Raw genomic sequence first — 15,194 nt, forward strand, 5'->3', positions numbered from 1 at the left:
GATCAGTCAACCTCCTCGACGGTCACCAGGTGGCGAACCGTCTGGACCATGCCACGGATCTCCGGGCGGTCCTCCTTGACGACGACGTCGCCGATGCGCTTCAGACCGAGGCTGCGCAGGGTGTCGCGCTGGTTCTGCTTGCCACCGATCTCGGAACGGGTCTGGGTCACCTTCAGACGTGCCATCATGCACCCGCCTTCGCCTTGTCGGCGGCCTCGGCGCGACCAGCGGCCTGGGCACGCAGCATGGCTGCCGGGGCGACCTGGTCCAGGGGCAGACCGCGGCGAGCCGCGACGGCCTCCGGACGCTCGAGACCCTTCAGGGCCGCGACCGCCGCGTGGACGATGTTGATCGCGTTGTCCGAGCCGAGGCTCTTGGACAGCACGTCGTGGATGCCGGCGCACTCGAGCACGGCGCGCACCGGACCACCGGCGATGACACCGGTACCCGGGGAGGCCGGACGGAGCATGACGACACCGGCCGCGGCCTCACCCTGGACGGGGTGAGGGATGGTGCCCTGGATGCGCGGGACGGTGAAGAAGCTCTTCTTCGCCTCCTCGACACCCTTGGCGATCGCCGCGGGCACCTCCTTGGCCTTGCCGTAGCCGACACCCACGGTGCCGTCGCCGTCACCGACGACGACCAGGGCGGTGAAGCTGAAGCGACGACCACCCTTGACGACCTTGGAGACGCGGTTGATGGTCACGACGCGCTCGAGGAACTGGCTCTCGGTGCGGTCACGGCCACCGTCACGACGGTCGCGGCCACCGCCACGGTTGTCACGACGGTCGTTGCTGGAGCGCTCGTTGGTGCCTGCGGCGGCACCGGCGCCTCGACGCTGGGGTCCGGGCATCAGATGTTCCTCTTCTCGACGTTCTGGGCCTGCATCACAGGGTCAGACCCCCTTCGCGGGCGCCGTCCGCGATGGCGGCGACGCGACCGTGGTAGCGGTTGCCACCGCGGTCGAAGACGACGGCCTCGACGCCAGCGGACTTCGCGCGCTCGGCGACGAGCTCACCGACCTTCTTGGCCCGCTCGGTCTTGTCGGCATCGAGGGCGCGAACGTCGGCCTCCATGGTCGACGCGGACGCGACGGTCTTGCCGACGGTGTCGTCGACGACCTGGACGAAGACGTGGCGGCTGCTGCGCGTCACGACCAGACGGGGGCGCGTGGCGGTCCCGCTGACCTTCTTGCGCAGGCGCAGGTGGCGACGGCCACGAGCAGCGCTCTTGCCCTTGGCACGCTTGATGATCTTGGCCATGGCTTACTTACCAGCCTTTCCGACCTTGCGACGGATGTGCTCGCCCTCGTACCGGACACCCTTGCCCTTGTACGGGTCGGGACGGCGGAGCTTGCGGATGACGGCAGCGGTCTCGCCGACGAGCTGCTTGTCGATGCCCTGCACGCTGAAGCGCGTCGGGTTCTCGACGTTGAAGCTGATGCCCTCGGGGGCCTCGATCGTGATCGGGTGGCTGTAGCCCAGAGCGAACTCCAGGGAACCGCCCTTGTTGACCACGCGGTAACCGGTGCCGTGGATCTCGAGCTTCTTCTCGTAGCCCTCGGTGACACCGATGACCATGTTGTGGATGAGGCTGCGGGTCAGGCCGTGCAGCGAACGCGACTCGCGCTCGTCGTTCGGGCGGCTGACCTCGACGCCGGCCTCGGTCTTCTCGACCGTGATCGGCTCGGTCACGTTGACCTGCAGCTCGCCCTTGGGGCCCTTGACCTTGACGGTCTGGCCCTCGATGGCGATGTCGACACCGCTGGGGATGGCGACCGGGAGTCGTCCAATACGCGACATGTCTGCTTCCCCTTACCAGACGTAGGCGAGGACTTCCCCACCCACACCCTTGGTTGCGGCCTGCTTGTCGGTGAGGAGGCCGGAGGACGTGGAGATGATCGCCACGCCCAGGCCGCCGAGCACCTTCGGCAGGTTGGTGGACTTCGCGTACACGCGCAGACCGGGCTTGGACACCCGGCGCACGCCCGCGATGGAGCGCTCACGGTTGGGGCCGTACTTGAGGGAGACGGTCAGCGTCTTGCCGACGGTCGCCTCCTCGACGGTCCAACCCGCGATGAAACCCTCCGCCTGGAGGATCTCCGCGATGTGCGACTTGAGCTTGGAGTACGGCATGGAGACCTCGTCGTGGTGCGCCGAGTTGGCGTTCCGGACGCGGGTCAGCATGTCCGCAATCGGGTCGGTCATGGTCATGGGCTCTGCCTGCCCTCTCTCATCGCGGTTTCCCTCCGGGGACCGGAGCGACCTTCGATGTAGAACGGTTCGTGGGGGGTGGTGCGACCTGGGGTCGCAGTGGGCCGGCCGGGGTCGGTCGGCCCGGGTGGGTCACCAGCTGGACTTGGTCACGCCGGGGAGCTCGCCGCGGTGCGCCATCTCACGAAGGCACACACGGCACAGGCCGAACTTGCGGTAGACCGAGTGCGGCCGGCCGCAGCGCTGGCACCGCGTGTAACCGCGGACCTTGAACTTCGGCTTCTTGTTCGCCTTGTTGATCAGGGCGGTCTTCGCCATGTCAGTTCTCCTTGAAGGGGAAGCCCAGCTGCTTGAGCAGCGCGCGGCCCTCGTCGTCGTTCGTCGCGGTGGTGACCACCGTGATGTCCATGCCCCGGACGCGGTCGATCTTGTCCTGGTCGATCTCGTGGAACATGGACTGCTCGGTGAGACCGAAGGTGTAGTTGCCGTTGCCGTCGAACTGCTTGGGGTTCAGGCCACGGAAGTCACGGATGCGCGGGAGCGCGATCGCCGTGAGGCGGTCGAGGAACTCCCACATGCGGGCGCCGCGCAGCGTGACGTGCGCACCGATCGGCATGCCCTCGCGGAGCTTGAACTGCGCGATGGACTTGCGGGCCTTGGTCACCTGCGGCTTCTGACCGGTGATGGCGGTCAGGTCGCGGATGGCACCCTCGATCAGCTTGCTGTCCTTGGCGGCGTCGCCGACGCCCATGTTGACGACGACCTTGACGACGCGGGGAACCTGCATCGCGTTGCCGTAGCCGAACTGCTCCTGGAGGGCCGGCACGACCTGGTCGGCGTACTTGCCCTTGAGGCGCGGGGCCTCGACGGCCTGGGTCTCGATGGTGTCAGTCATCTCAGAGGTCCTTGCCCGAGCGGCCCGCGACGCGGGTGCGGCTCGCCTTGGTGCGACCGTCACGCTCGACGGTCTCGACGCGGGTCCTGATGCGGGTCGGCTTGTTGTCCTCGGGGTCGACGACGGCCACGTTGCTCACGTGGATCGGCGCCTCGGAGACGACCAGGCCACCGGCCTGGCCACCCATGCCGGCCTTGGTGTGGCGGGTGACCCGCTGGACACCCTCGACCACGACGCGCTGGGTCTCGGTGTCGACCGAGATGACCTTGCCCTGCAGGCCCTTGTCCTTGCCGGACAGGACCTGGACGAGGTCGCCCTTCTTGATCTTGAGCTTTGCCATGATCAGATCACCTCCGGTGCGAGCGAGACGATCTTCATGAACTTCTTGTCGCGCAGCTCGCGACCGACCGGGCCGAAGATGCGCGTCCCGCGCGGCTCGCCGTCGGCCTTGAGGATGACGGCGGCGTTCTCGTCGAACTTGATGTAGGAACCGTCGTTGCGGCGACGCTCCTTGGTGGTACGAACGATGACCGCCTTGACGACGTCACCCTTCTTGACATTGCCACCGGGGATGGCGTCCTTGACGGTGGCGACGATCGTGTCGCCGATGCCGGCGTACCGGCGACCGGAGCCGCCGAGCACACGGATGCACAGGATCTCCTTGGCACCGGTGTTGTCGGCGACGCGAAGTCGCGACTCCTGCTGGATCACTTCTCACTCCTGTCGTCGTGCTGGTTCTCGCCGCGGCGAGCCTGGCCGAACTGATGTGGTCTTCGTCCGGGCGAAGGGGGCGTGTGCCCCCTTCGCGTCCGGGGTGGCCTTACTTGGCCTTTTCGAGGATCTCGACGATGCGCCAGCGCTTGGTGGCGGACAGCGGTCGGGTCTCCATGATGACGACGTGGTCGCCGACGCCGGCGCTGTTCTGCTCGTCGTGCGCCTTGACCTTGGAGGTCTTGCGCATGACCTTGCCGTACAGCGCGTGCTTGACGCGGTCCTCGACCTCGACGACAACGGTCTTGTCCATCTTGTCGGAGACGACGTAGCCGCGGCGCGTCTTGCGGTCGTTTCGCACGGTGGAGCTCACGGGTCCTTTCACGTTTTCGCTCACTTGGACCCACCGATCCCGAGCTCGCGCTCGCGCATCTCGGTGTAGATCCGAGCGATGTCCTTGCGGACCGCGCGGAGGCGGCCATGGTTGTCCAGCTGGCCGGTGGCCGACTGGAAACGGAGGTTGAAGAGCTCCTCCTTGGCCTTGCGCAGCTCGTCGACCAGACGCTCGTCGGTCAGCTCACGCAGGTCCGTGGGGGTCAGGTCCTTCGATCCGACTGCCATCAGATGTCACCACCCTCACGCGCGACGAAGCGGCACTTCATCGGCAGCTTGTGCATCGCCAGGCGCATGGCCTCGCGAGCGGTCTCCTCGTCCACGCCGGAGATCTCGAACATGATCCGGCCGGGCTTGACGTTGGCGACCCACCACTCGGGCGAGCCCTTGCCGGAACCCATGCGGGTCTCAGCCGGCTTCTTGGTGAGCGGACGGTCCGGGTAGATGTTGATCCAGACCTTGCCACCACGCTTCATGTAGCGCGTCATGGCGATACGAGCGGCCTCGATCTGCCGGTTGGTGACGTACGCCGGCGATAGCGCCTGGAGCCCGTAGTCACCGAAGGTGACGGCCGTGCCGCCCTTCGCCATGCCGGAGCGCTTGGGGTGGTGCTGCTTGCGGTGCTTGACCCGTCGGGGGATCAACATCTCAGGACTCTCCCTCGGTCTTGGCCGGAGCCTCGGCGGCGGGAGCCTCAGCGGGGGCGGCCTGGGCCTGACCCTCGTTGCGGTCGCCACCGCGACGGGCGCGGGCGGGGCGGTCGTCGCGGTCGCGACGCGGGCCACGACCACGGGGAGCTGCGGTCGCCTGCTGCGCCGCGAACTCCTTCTCGGTCATGTCGCCCTTGTAGATCCAGACCTTGACGCCGATGCGGCCGAAGGTCGTGCGGGCCTCGTAGAAGCCGTAGTCGATGTTCGCGCGGAGGGTGTGCAGCGGCACGCGACCCTCGCGGTAGAACTCGGAGCGGGACATCTCGGCACCACCGAGGCGGCCGGAGCACTGGATCCGGATGCCCTTCGCACCGGCGCGGAGGGAGGACTGCATCCCCTTGCGCATGGCGCGACGGAAGGTGACGCGAGCAGCGAGCTGCTCGGCGATGCCCTGGGCGACGAGCTGGGCCTCGATCTCGGGGTTCTTGACCTCGAGGATGTTCAGCTGCACCTGCTTGCCGGTGAGCTTCTCGAGCTCGCCGCGGATGCGGTCGGCCTCGGCGCCACGGCGACCGATGACGATGCCCGGGCGCGCGGTGTGGATGTCCACACGCACGCGGTCACGGGTGCGCTCGATCTCGACGCGGGCGATGCCGGCGCGCTCCATGCCCGTGGACATGAGCTTGCGGATCGCGACGTCTTCCTTGACGTAGTCGCGGTAGCGCTGGCCCTCCTTGTTGGAGTCGGCGAACCAGCGGCTCTTGTGGTCGGTGGTGATGCCCAGACGGAAGCCGTGCGGGTTGATCTTCTGACCCATCAGCGGGTCCCTCCCTTCGCGGCCTTCTCAGGCTTGCTCGTCACGAGGACGGTGATGTGGCTGGTGCGCTTGTTGATCCGGCCGGCGCGGCCCTGGGCCCGCGGACGGAAACGCTTCATCGTCGGGCCCTCGTCGACGAAGGCCGAGGAGATGACGAGGTTGCGCTCGTCGAAGGGCTCCCCCGCCTCGTCGGCCTTGACGCGCAGGTTGGCGATGGCGCTCTGCAGGACCTTGAGGGTCGGCTCGGACGCGGTCTGCGGCGCGAACTGCAGGGTCGCGATCGCGGTCATGGTGTCCTTGCCGCGGATCATGTCCACGACACGACGCGCCTTCTGCGGCGTCACGCGGACGTGACGCGCGGAGGCACGGGCGAACAGCGTCTCCTGCTCGGTGGTCTCGGTGGCAGGCATCAGCGACGACGTCCCTTCTTGTCGTCCTTCACGTGACCGCGGAAGGTGCGGGTCGGTGCGAACTCGCCGAGCTTGTGGCCGACCATCGCCTCGGTGACGAACACCGGGACGTGCTTGCGGCCGTCGTGCACGGCGAAGGTGTGGCCGAGCATGTCCGGCGAGATCACCGAACGGCGCGACCAGGTCTTGATGACGTTCTTGGTGCCCGCTTCGTTCTGGACGTCGACCTTCTTCTGAAGGTGGTCGTCGATGAAGGGGCCCTTCTTCAAACTACGAGGCATGTCCAAAGGCTCCTATCAGCGCTTCTTGCCGGTGCGGCGGCGACGGACGATGAGCTTGTCGCTCGCCTTGCCGGGACGCCGGGTACGGCCCTCGGGCTTACCCCAGGGCGAGACGGGGTGACGGCCACCGGAAGTACGGCCCTCGCCACCACCGTGCGGGTGGTCGACCGGGTTCATGACGACACCACGGACGGTCGGGCGCTTGCCCTTCCACCGCATGCGGCCGGCCTTGCCCCAGTTGATGTTCGACTGCTCGGCGTTGCCGACCTCACCGACGGTGGCGCGGCAGCGCACGTCGACGCGACGGACCTCACCGGAGGGCATGCGCAGCGTGGCGTACGGCCCTTCCTTGGCGAGCAGCTGGATGCTGACACCCGCGGAGCGGGCCAGCTTGGCACCGCCACCCGGACGCAGCTCCACGGCGTGGATCGTCGTGCCGTTGGGGATGTTGCGCAGCGGCAGGTTGTTGCCCACCTTGATGTCGGCGGACGGGCCGTTCTCGATGACCGTGCCCTGCGCGAGCTTGTTCGGCGCCAGGATGTAGCGCTTCTCGCCGTCGGCGTAGTGCAGCAGCGCGATGCGGGCGGTGCGGTTGGGGTCGTACTCGATGTGAGCGACCTTGGCCGGCACGCCGTCCTTGTCGTGGCGACGGAAGTCGATGACGCGGTAGGCACGCTTGTGGCCACCACCGATGTGACGGGTGGTGATGCGGCCGGTGGAGTTGCGGCCACCGGTCTTGCTCAGCGGACGGACCAGCGACTTCTCAGGCGTGGAGCGCGTGACCTCGACGAAGTCGGCGACAGAGCTGCCGCGACGACCCGGGGTGGTCGGCTTGTACTTACGGATACCCATTGGTTCTTCCTTGTCCTCTCCGTCAGCCCTGGCCGCCGAAGATGTCGATCGTGCCCTCGCGGAGGGTGACGATCGCGCGCTTCGTGTCCTTGCGCTTACCGGTGCCGAACCGGGTGCGTCGGGCCTTGCCGACTCGGTTCATGGTGTGCACGGAGTCGACCTTGACGCCGAAGATCTGCTCGACGGCGATCTTGATCTCGGTCTTGTTGGACCGCGGGTCGACGATGAAGGTGTACTTGCCCTCGTCGAGGAGACCGTAGGACTTCTCCGAGACGACGGGACGGATCAGGATGTCGCGCGGGTCCTTGATCTGGGACGCGCTCGTGATGGACTCGCTCACTTGTCCGTCTCCTCTGCGTTCTTGGGCGCGGGCCCGGCGAGGAAGGCCTCGAGAGCCGCCTGGGTGAAGACGACGTCGTCGGAGCACAGCACGTCGTAGGTGTTGAGCTGGTCGGCCGCGAGCACGTGGACGTCCACGAGGTTGCGGACCGACTTCCACGCCGCGTCGTTGCCGCGCTCGATGACGACGAGCAGGTTCTTGCGCTCGCTCAGGCCACCGAGGATCGCGGCGACGCTCTTGGTGGAGGGGGTCTCCCCCTCGAGGAGCGCGCTCAGCACGTGGATGCGGCCGTGGCGCGCCCGGTCGGAGAGGGCACCGCGCAGGGCGGCGGCCTTCATCTTCTTGGGGGTGCGCTGGCTGTACTCACGCGGCTGCGGGCCGTGGACGACGCCACCGCCGGCGAACTGCGGGGCGCGGGTCGAGCCCTGACGGGCCCGGCCGGTGCCCTTCTGCCGGTACGGCTTGCGGCCACCACCGCGCACCTCTGCGCGGGTCTTGGTCGAGTGCGTGCCCTGGCGCGCTGCGGCGAGCTGGGCGACGACGACCTGGTGGATGAGCGGGACGTTGACCTGCACGTCGAAGATCTCGGCGGGCAGCTCCACGGTCCCGGCAGCGGTTCCGGCCGGGTTGATGATGTCGATGCTCGGCACGTCAGGCTCCCTTCACCGAGGTGCGGACGAGGACGACGCCACCGCGGGGGCCGGGGACGGCACCCTTGACGAGCAGCAGGCCCTTCTCGGCGTCCACGGCGTGGATCGTCAGGTTCTGGGTGGTCTGGCGCACGCCGCCCATGCGGCCGGCCATGCGCATCCCCTTGAAGACGCGACCCGGGGTGGCGCAGCCACCGATCGAGCCGGGCTTGCGGTGGTTGCGGTGGGCACCGTGGGAGGCGCTGACGCCGGCGAAGCCGTGACGCTTCATGACGCCGGCGAAGCCCTTGCCCTTGGTGGTGCCGGTGACGTCGATGGCCTGCCCGTTCTCGAACAGCTCGACCGTCACCTCCTGGCCGAGGGTGTACTCGGCGGCGTCGGCGGTGCGCAGCTCGATGAGGTGGCGGCGCGGGGTGGCGCCGGCCTTGGCGAAGTGGCCGCTCGTGGGCTGGTTCACCTTGCGGGGGTCGATGGCGCCGTAGGCGATCTGCACGGCGTCGTACCCGTCGGTCTCGACATTGCGGACCTGGGTGACGACGCACGGGCCGGCCTGGATGACGGTGACCGGGACGAGGCGGTTCTCCTCGTCCCAGACCTGCGTCATGCCGAGCTTCTCGCCGAGCACGCCCTTGACGGTCTTGGTGGCAGTGGTGGTCATGTCTCGTCTTCCCCGGATCAGAGCTTGATCTCGATGTTGACGTCAGCCGGGAGGTCGAGACGCATCAGCGAGTCGACGGCCTTGGGCGTCGGGTCGATGATGTCGATGAGGCGCTTGTGGGTGCGCATCTCGAAGTGCTCGCGGCTGTCCTTGTACTTGTGCGGCGAACGGATGACGCAGAACACGTTCTTCTCCGTCGGCAGCGGCACGGGGCCGACCACCGTTGCGCCGGCACGGGTCACGGTGTCGACGATCTTTCGCGCCGAGTTGTCGATGACCTCGTGGTCATACGACTTCAACCGGATGCGGATCTTCTGTCCCGCCATCTGTGTGTCCGTCTCTCTCTCGCCGTCGTGCTGTGGTCTGTGTGGGCCCGGCCCGGTCTCCGACCCCCGCGGTCGGGTGTGTCGCACCCGCTCCGCAGCGCGACGACATGCCGAAGGGCAGATCGTGCGCCTGGTCGTCGACCCGGACGAACCGGATCGTGCTCTGGCTCCGATGTGTCGCCCCGCTGCGCGGTGCGATGCGTTGTCATCGGGCTGGCGATGACGCCGGCGACCACAGCACAGGGCTGGTCGCGGCACCACCGCTCAACAAGCAACCTGACAAGTGTGCCAGAGGCGGCGCGCCTGATCCAAATCGGAGGCGAAGGGGGTTACTCCGGGCGGTCCCGGTCGGCGAGGTCGGCGGCCGAACGACCCTGATCGTGCAGGCCCTCGATACGCAGCGAACGGGCCTCCTCGACGATCTCGCCCTGGGCCTCGGCGGCCGCATCGGACTTCGTCGTGTCGCGCAACGGGAGCGGCAGCTCGTCCTCGGCGGGCAGACCCGCCTGCAGCTGCCGGGAGCGCTCGATCTCGGAGTCGAGCTCGGCACCCAGGAGCAGGACGTTGTTGATGATCCACAGCCACAGGAGTGTGACGATCACGCCGGCGAGCGACCCGTAGGTCTTGTTGTACGAGCCGAAGTTGGAGACGTAGAAGCCGAAGACGACCGAGGCGAGGATCGCGACGACGATCGCCACCGCTGCGCCCGGGCTGAGCCAGCGGAACTTGGGCTGACGGACATTTGGGGTCGCCCAGTAGAGCAGGCCGACCATGAAGACCACGACGAGCAGGATGACCGGCCACTTGGCGATGTTCCAGGCCATCACCGCCGCGTCGCCGAGGCCGATCGTGTCGCCGATGACGCGGGCGAGGTCGCCGCTCACCGCGACCGAGAGGATGATCGCGGCCGCGAGCACGAGGAGCACGGCGGTGACGACGAGCTGCATCGGGCGCAGCTTGATGAACTTGCGGCCCTCCGGCACCTCGTAGATCTTGTTGAGTGCCCGGCCGAAGGCCCCGACGTAGCCGGAGGCCGACCACAACGCACCGGCCAGACCCACGACGAGGCCGAGCCCGGCTGCGGACGACGTGACCATCTGCTCCAGCGGCCCCTCGAGCGTGTCGCTCACGCTGCCGGTGCCGAGCTGGTCGAGCACGTCGAGGATCGTCGTCTTGGTCTGCTCCGGCTCCCCCACCAGACCGAGGATGGAGACCAGCGCGAGGAGCGCGGGGAAGATCGAGAGCACGGAGAAGTAGGTCAGCGCCGCGGCGAGGTCCGTGCACCCGTCGGCGCTGAACTCCTTGAGGGCCCGCTTGGCGGCGAAGCGCCAGCTGCGTCCCTTGAGCTCGCGCAGGGACGGCTTGACGTCCTCGTCGAACCCGTCGTGCTCGGTGCGCCTGTCGGCGCCTGTGGTCTCGGCGGTGGCCATGGCGCGGCCTCTCCGTGCTCGGGTACAGGGGTCGACCCAACCCTAGGCCGAAGGGAGCGCCTCCGCCCTCCCGACACGACGGCACGGCCGAGGCACGACGCAGGGCCCGCCTTCCCCTGACGGGGAGACGGGCCCTGCGTGGTCGCTGACCGGGGTCAGCCCAGGATCACTTGAGGATCTTGGTGACGCGACCGGCGCCGACGGTGCGGCCACCCTCGCGGATGTTGAACTTCAGGCCCTCCTCCATGGCGATCGGCTGGATGAGCTCGACCTTCATGTCGGTGTTGTCACCGGGCATGACCATCTCGGTGCCCTCGGGCAGGGAGACGACGCCGGTGACGTCGGTGGTCCGGAAGTAGAACTGCGGACGGTAGGAGTCGTAGAACGGCGTGTGCCGGCCACCCTCCTCCTTCGACAGGATGTAGACCTGCGCCTCGAACTCGGTGTGCGGGGTGATCGAGCCCGGCTTGCAGATGACCTGCCCGCGCTCGACGTCCTCGCGCTTGGTGCCGCGGAGGAGCAGACCGACGTTCTCGCCCGCGCGACCCTCGTCGAGGAGCTTGCGGAACATCTCGATGCCGGTGACGGTCGTGGTCGTCTTCTCCTCGCGGATACCGACGATCTCGACCTCCTCGTTGACGTTGAGGATGCCGCGCTCGATGCGACCGGTGACGACGGTGCCACGACCGGTGATCGTGAAGACGTCCTCGACGGGCATCATGAACGGCTTGTCGAGGTCACGCTCCGGCTCGGGGATGTAGGAGTCGACAGCGTCCATGAGCTCCATGATCGACTCGCCCCACGTGGCGTCGCCCTCGAGCGCCTTGAGCGCCGAGACCTTGACGACCGGGACGTCGTCGCCCGGGAACTCGTAGGAGGACAGCAGCTCGCGGACCTCCATCTCGACGAGCTCCAGGATCTCCTCGTCGTCGACCATGTCGGCCTTGTTGAGCGCCACGACGATGTAGGGGACGCCGACCTGGCGGGCCAGGAGGACGTGCTCCTTCGTCTGCGGCATGGGGCCGTCGGTGGCGGCGACCACGAGGATCGCGCCGTCCATCTGAGCCGCACCGGTGATCATGTTCTTGACGTAGTCGGCGTGACCCGGGCAGTCGACGTGCGCGTAGTGACGCGACTCCGTCTGGTACTCGATGTGCGAGATCGAGATGGTGATACCGCGCTGCTTCTCCTCAGGAGCCTTGTCGATCGTGTCGAACGCCGATGCCTCGTTGAGGTCGGGGAGCTTGTCGTGCAGCACGCGGGAGATCGCGGCCGTCAGCGTCGTCTTGCCATGGTCGATGTGACCGATGGTGCCGATGTTGACGTGCGGCTTGCTCCGCTCGAACTTTGCCTTCGCCACTGTGTTGTCCTCCTCAGGACGTCTTCTTTGGTTACGCCTTATCCCGGCAGGGTGGCGTCGATTGGGGGTGTGTGTGGATGTTCCGCGTCGGGATCCCGGTAATGCTACCGGTCACTCGCCTCGGGTCTTCTTGATGATCTCCTCGGCAACGGCCTTGGGGACCTCTGCGTACGAGTCGAACTCCATCGAGTAGTTCGCCCGGCCCTGGGTCTTCGACCGCAGGTCGCCGACGTAGCCGAACATCTCGGACAGGGGGACCAGACCGGTGACCACCTTGGCGCCGCTGACGTCCTCCATGGACTGGATCTGGCCACGGCGCGAGTTGATGTCGCCGATGACGTCACCCATGTAGTCCTCGGGGGTGCGCACCTCGACCTTCATCATCGGCTCCATGAGCACCGGGTCGGCCTTGCGGGCGGCCTCCTTGAAGGCCATCGAGCCGGCGATCTTGAAGGCCATCTCCGAGGAGTCGACGTCGTGGTAGGCGCCGTCGATCAGGGTGGCCTTGACACCGACCACCGGGTACCCGGCGAGGACGCCGTACTGCATCGCGTCCTGGATGCCGGCGTCGACGCTCGGGATGTACTCGCGCGGGATGCGACCACCGGTGACGGCGTTCTTGAACTCGTACATCTCGCCCTCGTTCTCCTCGTCCGTGACGAGGGGCTCGAAGGTGATCTGCACCTTGGCGAACTGGCCGGACCCACCGGTCTGCTTCTTGTGCGTGTAGTCGTACTTCTCGACCGCGCGACGGATGGTCTCGCGGTAGGCTACCTGCGGCTTGCCGATGTTGGCCTCGACCTTGAACTCGCGCCGCATCCGGTCGACGAAGACGTCGAGGTGGAGCTCGCCCATGCCGGCGATGATCGTCTGGCCCGTCTCCTCGTCGAGGGAGACCTGGAAGGTCGGGTCCTCGGCGACGAGACGCTGGATCGCGGAGCCGAGCTTCTCCTGGTCGCCCTTGGTCTTGGGCTCGATGGCCACCTGGATGACCGGGGCGGGGAAGGACATCGACTCGAGGATGACCGGCGCCTGGATGTCGCTCAGGGTGTCACCCGTGGTGGTCTCCTTCAGACCGATGACGGCGTAGATGTGGCCCGCCATCGCCTCGTCGACCGGGTTCTCCTTGTTGGCGTGCATCTGGAAGAGCTTGCCGATGCGCTCCTTCTTGCCCTTGGTCGAGTTGATGACCTGGGTGCCGGGGACGAGCTTGCCCGAGTACACGCGGATGAAGGTCAGCGTGCCGAAGAAGGGGTGCGCCGCGATCTTGAAGGCGAGCGCCGAGAAGGGCTCGTCGACGCTCGGCCGGCGCAGCACGACCTCGTCCTCGTTGCCGGGGGCGTGGCCCTCCATGGCGGCGACGTCGAGGGGGCTGGGCAGGTAGTCGCGCACGGCGTCGAGCACCGGCTGGACGCCACGGTTCTTGAACGCCGAGCCGCAGAAGATCGGGTACAGCTCCGAGTTGACCGTGAGCTTGCGGATGCCCGCCTTGAGCTCCTCGTCGGTCAGCTCCTCGCCACCGAGGTACTTCTCCATGAGCTCGTCGTCAGCCTCGGCGACGCGCTCGACGATGTGGTTGCGGTACTCCTCCGCCTTGGCCTGCAGGTCCGCCGGGATCTCCTGGGTCTCGTACGAGGCACCCAGGGTGACGTCACCCTTGGCGTCGCCGGGCCACACGAGCGCCTTCATCTTGATCAGGTCGACGACGCCGACGAAGTCGTTCTCGGCGCCGATCGGCAGCTGCATGACGAGCGGCTCCGCACCGAGGCGGTCCTTGATCGTCTGCACGGTGAAGTAGAAGTCCGCGCCGAGCTTGTCCATCTTGTTGACGAACGCGATGCGGGGGACGTCGTACTTGTCCGCCTGGCGCCAGACGGTCTCGGACTGGGGCTCGACCCCTTCCTTGCCGTCGAAGACCGCGACCGCGCCGTCGAGCACGCGCAGCGACCGCTCGACCTCGACGGTGAAGTCGACGTGGCCGGGGGTGTCGATGATGTTGATCTGGGTGTCGTCCCAGAAGGAGGTGACCGCGGCGGACGTGATGGTGATGCCGCGCTCCTTCTCCTGCTCCATCCAGTCCGTGGTGGAGGCACCGTCGTGCGTCTCGCCCAGCTTGTGGTTGACGCCGGTGTAGAAAAGGATGCGCTCAGTCGTCGTCGTCTTGCCGGCGTCGATGTGCGCCATGATGCCGATGTTGCGGACCTTGGTCAGGTCCGTCAGGACGTCCTGTGCCACTCGTTATCTCATCTCGCTCGTTGCGGTCGTGTCTGCCCGTGCGGGCTGGTGGTCGGGGCCGACGGGTGCCGGCCCCGACCTGCTGTCACCAGCGGTAGTGCGCGAAGGCCTTGTTGGACTCGGCCATCTTGTGGGTGTCCTCGCGACGCTTCACCGCGGCACCGAGGCCGTTGCTGGCGTCCAGGATCTCGTTCATGAGGCGCTCGGTCATCGTCTTCTCGCGACGCTGACGGGCGTAGCCGACGAGCCAGCGCAGCGACAGGGTCGTGGCGCGGCCGGGCTTGACCTCGATCGGGACCTGGTAGGTCGCGCCACCGACACGGCGGGACTTGACCTCCAAGGAGGGCTTGACGTTGTCGAGCGCGCGCTTGAGCGTCTGGACCGGGTCGGTGCCGGTCTTCTCACGGCAACCCTCGAGGGCGTCGTACACGATCGACTCGGCGATGGACTTCTTGCCGTCGAGGAGGATCTTGTTGACCAGCTGGGTCACCAGCGGGGACTGGAAGACCGGGTCGACGACGAGCGGGCGCTTCGGGGCGGGACCCTTGCGAGGCATTACTTCTTCTCCTTCTTGGCGCCGTAACGGCTGCGGGCCTGCTGACGACCCTTGACGCCCTGGGTGTCGAGGGACCCGCGGACGATCTTGTAACGGACACCGGGGAGGTCCTTCACTCGGCCACCGCGCACGAGCACGATGGAGTGCTCCTGCAGGTTGTGACCGACACCCGGGATGTAGGCGGTGACCTCGATGCCGCTCGTCAGGCGCACGCGGGCGACCTTGCGAAGGGCAGAGTTCGGCTTCTTGGGGGTGGTGGTGTACACACGCGTGCACACGCCACGGCGCTGCGGCGAGCCCTTGAGGGCGGGCGTGGCGGCCTTGGACGGCTTGTCCTGCCGACCCTTGCGCACCAGCTGGTTGATGGTAGGCAACCTGATCTCCGTACGTTGGTGATGTTGTCTGCGCCGACCGGGT

25 protein-coding genes are annotated in these 15,194 nt (G+C 67.4%); all 25 read right to left on the reverse strand.

Annotated features, from left to right (window positions below; all coding sequences use genetic code 11):
- Positions 1-2 precede the first annotated feature (2 nt).
- Positions 3-185, reverse strand: a complete 183-nt coding sequence (gene rpmD / locus JT1_RS10585) for a 50S ribosomal protein L30 (protein ID WP_007924709.1) — start codon at positions 183-185, stop codon at positions 3-5.
- Entirely contained in the window at positions 185-853 is a 669-nt protein-coding gene (gene rpsE / locus JT1_RS10590; RefSeq protein ID WP_068326006.1) for a 30S ribosomal protein S5, read from the reverse strand. The genes rpmD and rpsE overlap by 1 nt, the downstream gene beginning before the upstream one ends.
- 34 nt (positions 854-887) lie before the next feature.
- Complete coding sequence (gene rplR / locus JT1_RS10595; protein ID WP_068326019.1) at positions 888-1,262, reverse strand: 50S ribosomal protein L18; 375 nt, start codon at positions 1,260-1,262, stop codon at positions 888-890.
- Between the two features lie 3 nt (positions 1,263-1,265).
- Positions 1,266-1,802 carry a 50S ribosomal protein L6 gene (rplF, locus tag JT1_RS10600; protein ID WP_068326022.1) on the reverse strand — a complete coding sequence of 179 codons (537 nt, stop codon included), beginning with the start codon at positions 1,800-1,802 and terminating at the stop codon, positions 1,266-1,268.
- Between the two features lie 12 nt (positions 1,803-1,814).
- On the reverse strand, positions 1,815-2,213 hold the full coding sequence (rpsH, locus tag JT1_RS10605; RefSeq protein WP_068326025.1) for a 30S ribosomal protein S8: 399 nt from the start codon (positions 2,211-2,213) through the stop codon (positions 1,815-1,817).
- Positions 2,214-2,345: 132 nt separating this feature from the next.
- Positions 2,346-2,531: a type Z 30S ribosomal protein S14 gene (locus JT1_RS10610; protein ID WP_007924699.1), complete on the reverse strand. Its 186-nt coding sequence runs from the start codon at positions 2,529-2,531 to the stop codon at positions 2,346-2,348.
- Position 2,532: 1 nt separating this feature from the next.
- On the reverse strand, positions 2,533-3,108 hold the full coding sequence (gene rplE, locus JT1_RS10615) for a 50S ribosomal protein L5 (RefSeq protein ID WP_068326028.1): 576 nt from the start codon (positions 3,106-3,108) through the stop codon (positions 2,533-2,535).
- A 1-nt stretch (position 3,109) separates the two neighbouring features.
- Complete coding sequence (rplX, locus tag JT1_RS10620) at positions 3,110-3,448, reverse strand: 50S ribosomal protein L24 (protein ID WP_068326030.1); 339 nt, start codon at positions 3,446-3,448, stop codon at positions 3,110-3,112.
- A 2-nt stretch (positions 3,449-3,450) separates the two neighbouring features.
- Positions 3,451-3,819, reverse strand: a complete 369-nt coding sequence (rplN, locus tag JT1_RS10625; RefSeq protein WP_007924689.1) for a 50S ribosomal protein L14 — start codon at positions 3,817-3,819, stop codon at positions 3,451-3,453.
- A gap of 109 nt (positions 3,820-3,928) precedes the next feature.
- Entirely contained in the window at positions 3,929-4,192 is a 264-nt protein-coding gene (rpsQ, locus tag JT1_RS10630) for a 30S ribosomal protein S17 (protein ID WP_255218309.1), read from the reverse strand.
- Between the two features lie 20 nt (positions 4,193-4,212).
- Positions 4,213-4,440 (reverse strand): 50S ribosomal protein L29, encoded by a 228-nt coding sequence (rpmC, locus tag JT1_RS10635; RefSeq protein WP_068326035.1) that lies wholly within the window; start codon positions 4,438-4,440, stop codon positions 4,213-4,215.
- Positions 4,440-4,859, reverse strand: a complete 420-nt coding sequence (rplP, locus tag JT1_RS10640; RefSeq protein WP_068326038.1) for a 50S ribosomal protein L16 — start codon at positions 4,857-4,859, stop codon at positions 4,440-4,442. The genes rpmC and rplP overlap by 1 nt, the downstream gene beginning before the upstream one ends.
- A gap of 1 nt (position 4,860) precedes the next feature.
- On the reverse strand, positions 4,861-5,679 hold the full coding sequence (gene rpsC, locus JT1_RS10645; protein ID WP_068326042.1) for a 30S ribosomal protein S3: 819 nt from the start codon (positions 5,677-5,679) through the stop codon (positions 4,861-4,863).
- Positions 5,679-6,056, reverse strand: coding sequence for a 50S ribosomal protein L22 (gene rplV, locus JT1_RS10650; RefSeq protein WP_068329053.1), 378 nt, complete (start codon positions 6,054-6,056; stop codon positions 5,679-5,681). The genes rpsC and rplV overlap by 1 nt, the downstream gene beginning before the upstream one ends.
- Positions 6,057-6,088: 32 nt before the next feature.
- Positions 6,089-6,370, reverse strand: coding sequence for a 30S ribosomal protein S19 (gene rpsS / locus JT1_RS10655; RefSeq protein WP_007924678.1), 282 nt, complete (start codon positions 6,368-6,370; stop codon positions 6,089-6,091).
- A 15-nt stretch (positions 6,371-6,385) separates the two neighbouring features.
- Positions 6,386-7,222, reverse strand: a complete 837-nt coding sequence (gene rplB, locus JT1_RS10660; RefSeq protein WP_068326045.1) for a 50S ribosomal protein L2 — start codon at positions 7,220-7,222, stop codon at positions 6,386-6,388.
- 22 nt (positions 7,223-7,244) lie between these two features.
- Positions 7,245-7,562 carry a 50S ribosomal protein L23 gene (rplW, locus tag JT1_RS10665; protein ID WP_281178012.1) on the reverse strand — a complete coding sequence of 106 codons (318 nt, stop codon included), beginning with the start codon at positions 7,560-7,562 and terminating at the stop codon, positions 7,245-7,247.
- Positions 7,559-8,212 carry a 50S ribosomal protein L4 gene (gene rplD, locus JT1_RS10670; RefSeq protein WP_068326048.1) on the reverse strand — a complete coding sequence of 218 codons (654 nt, stop codon included), beginning with the start codon at positions 8,210-8,212 and terminating at the stop codon, positions 7,559-7,561. Before rplD ends, rplW begins: the two co-directional genes overlap by 4 nt.
- A 1-nt stretch (position 8,213) precedes the next feature.
- Positions 8,214-8,870, reverse strand: a complete 657-nt coding sequence (gene rplC / locus JT1_RS10675; protein ID WP_068326054.1) for a 50S ribosomal protein L3 — start codon at positions 8,868-8,870, stop codon at positions 8,214-8,216.
- 17 nt (positions 8,871-8,887) lie between these two features.
- The gene (gene rpsJ / locus JT1_RS10680) at positions 8,888-9,196 is read right to left on the reverse strand and encodes a 30S ribosomal protein S10 (RefSeq protein ID WP_007924661.1); all 309 of its coding nucleotides are present in this window, start codon (positions 9,194-9,196) and stop codon (positions 8,888-8,890) included.
- Positions 9,197-9,525: 329 nt separating this feature from the next.
- A complete protein-coding gene (locus tag JT1_RS10685; RefSeq protein ID WP_068326057.1) occupies positions 9,526-10,626 on the reverse strand; it encodes a YihY/virulence factor BrkB family protein in 1,101 nt (366 codons plus the stop codon).
- A gap of 166 nt (positions 10,627-10,792) precedes the next feature.
- Entirely contained in the window at positions 10,793-11,986 is a 1,194-nt protein-coding gene (gene tuf / locus JT1_RS10690; protein WP_068326060.1) for an elongation factor Tu, read from the reverse strand.
- 111 nt (positions 11,987-12,097) lie between these two features.
- Positions 12,098-14,221 (reverse strand): elongation factor G, encoded by a 2,124-nt coding sequence (gene fusA / locus JT1_RS10695; protein ID WP_068326066.1) that lies wholly within the window; start codon positions 14,219-14,221, stop codon positions 12,098-12,100.
- Between the two features lie 85 nt (positions 14,222-14,306).
- Complete coding sequence (gene rpsG, locus JT1_RS10700; RefSeq protein WP_068326069.1) at positions 14,307-14,777, reverse strand: 30S ribosomal protein S7; 471 nt, start codon at positions 14,775-14,777, stop codon at positions 14,307-14,309.
- The gene (rpsL, locus tag JT1_RS10705) at positions 14,777-15,151 is read right to left on the reverse strand and encodes a 30S ribosomal protein S12 (RefSeq protein WP_007930014.1); all 375 of its coding nucleotides are present in this window, start codon (positions 15,149-15,151) and stop codon (positions 14,777-14,779) included. The genes rpsG and rpsL overlap by 1 nt, the downstream gene beginning before the upstream one ends.
- Positions 15,152-15,194 lie beyond the last annotated feature (43 nt).

This window comes from Janibacter terrae NBRC 107853 (assembly GCF_001591405.1).
Lineage (GTDB): Bacteria > Actinomycetota > Actinomycetes > Actinomycetales > Dermatophilaceae > Janibacter > Janibacter terrae.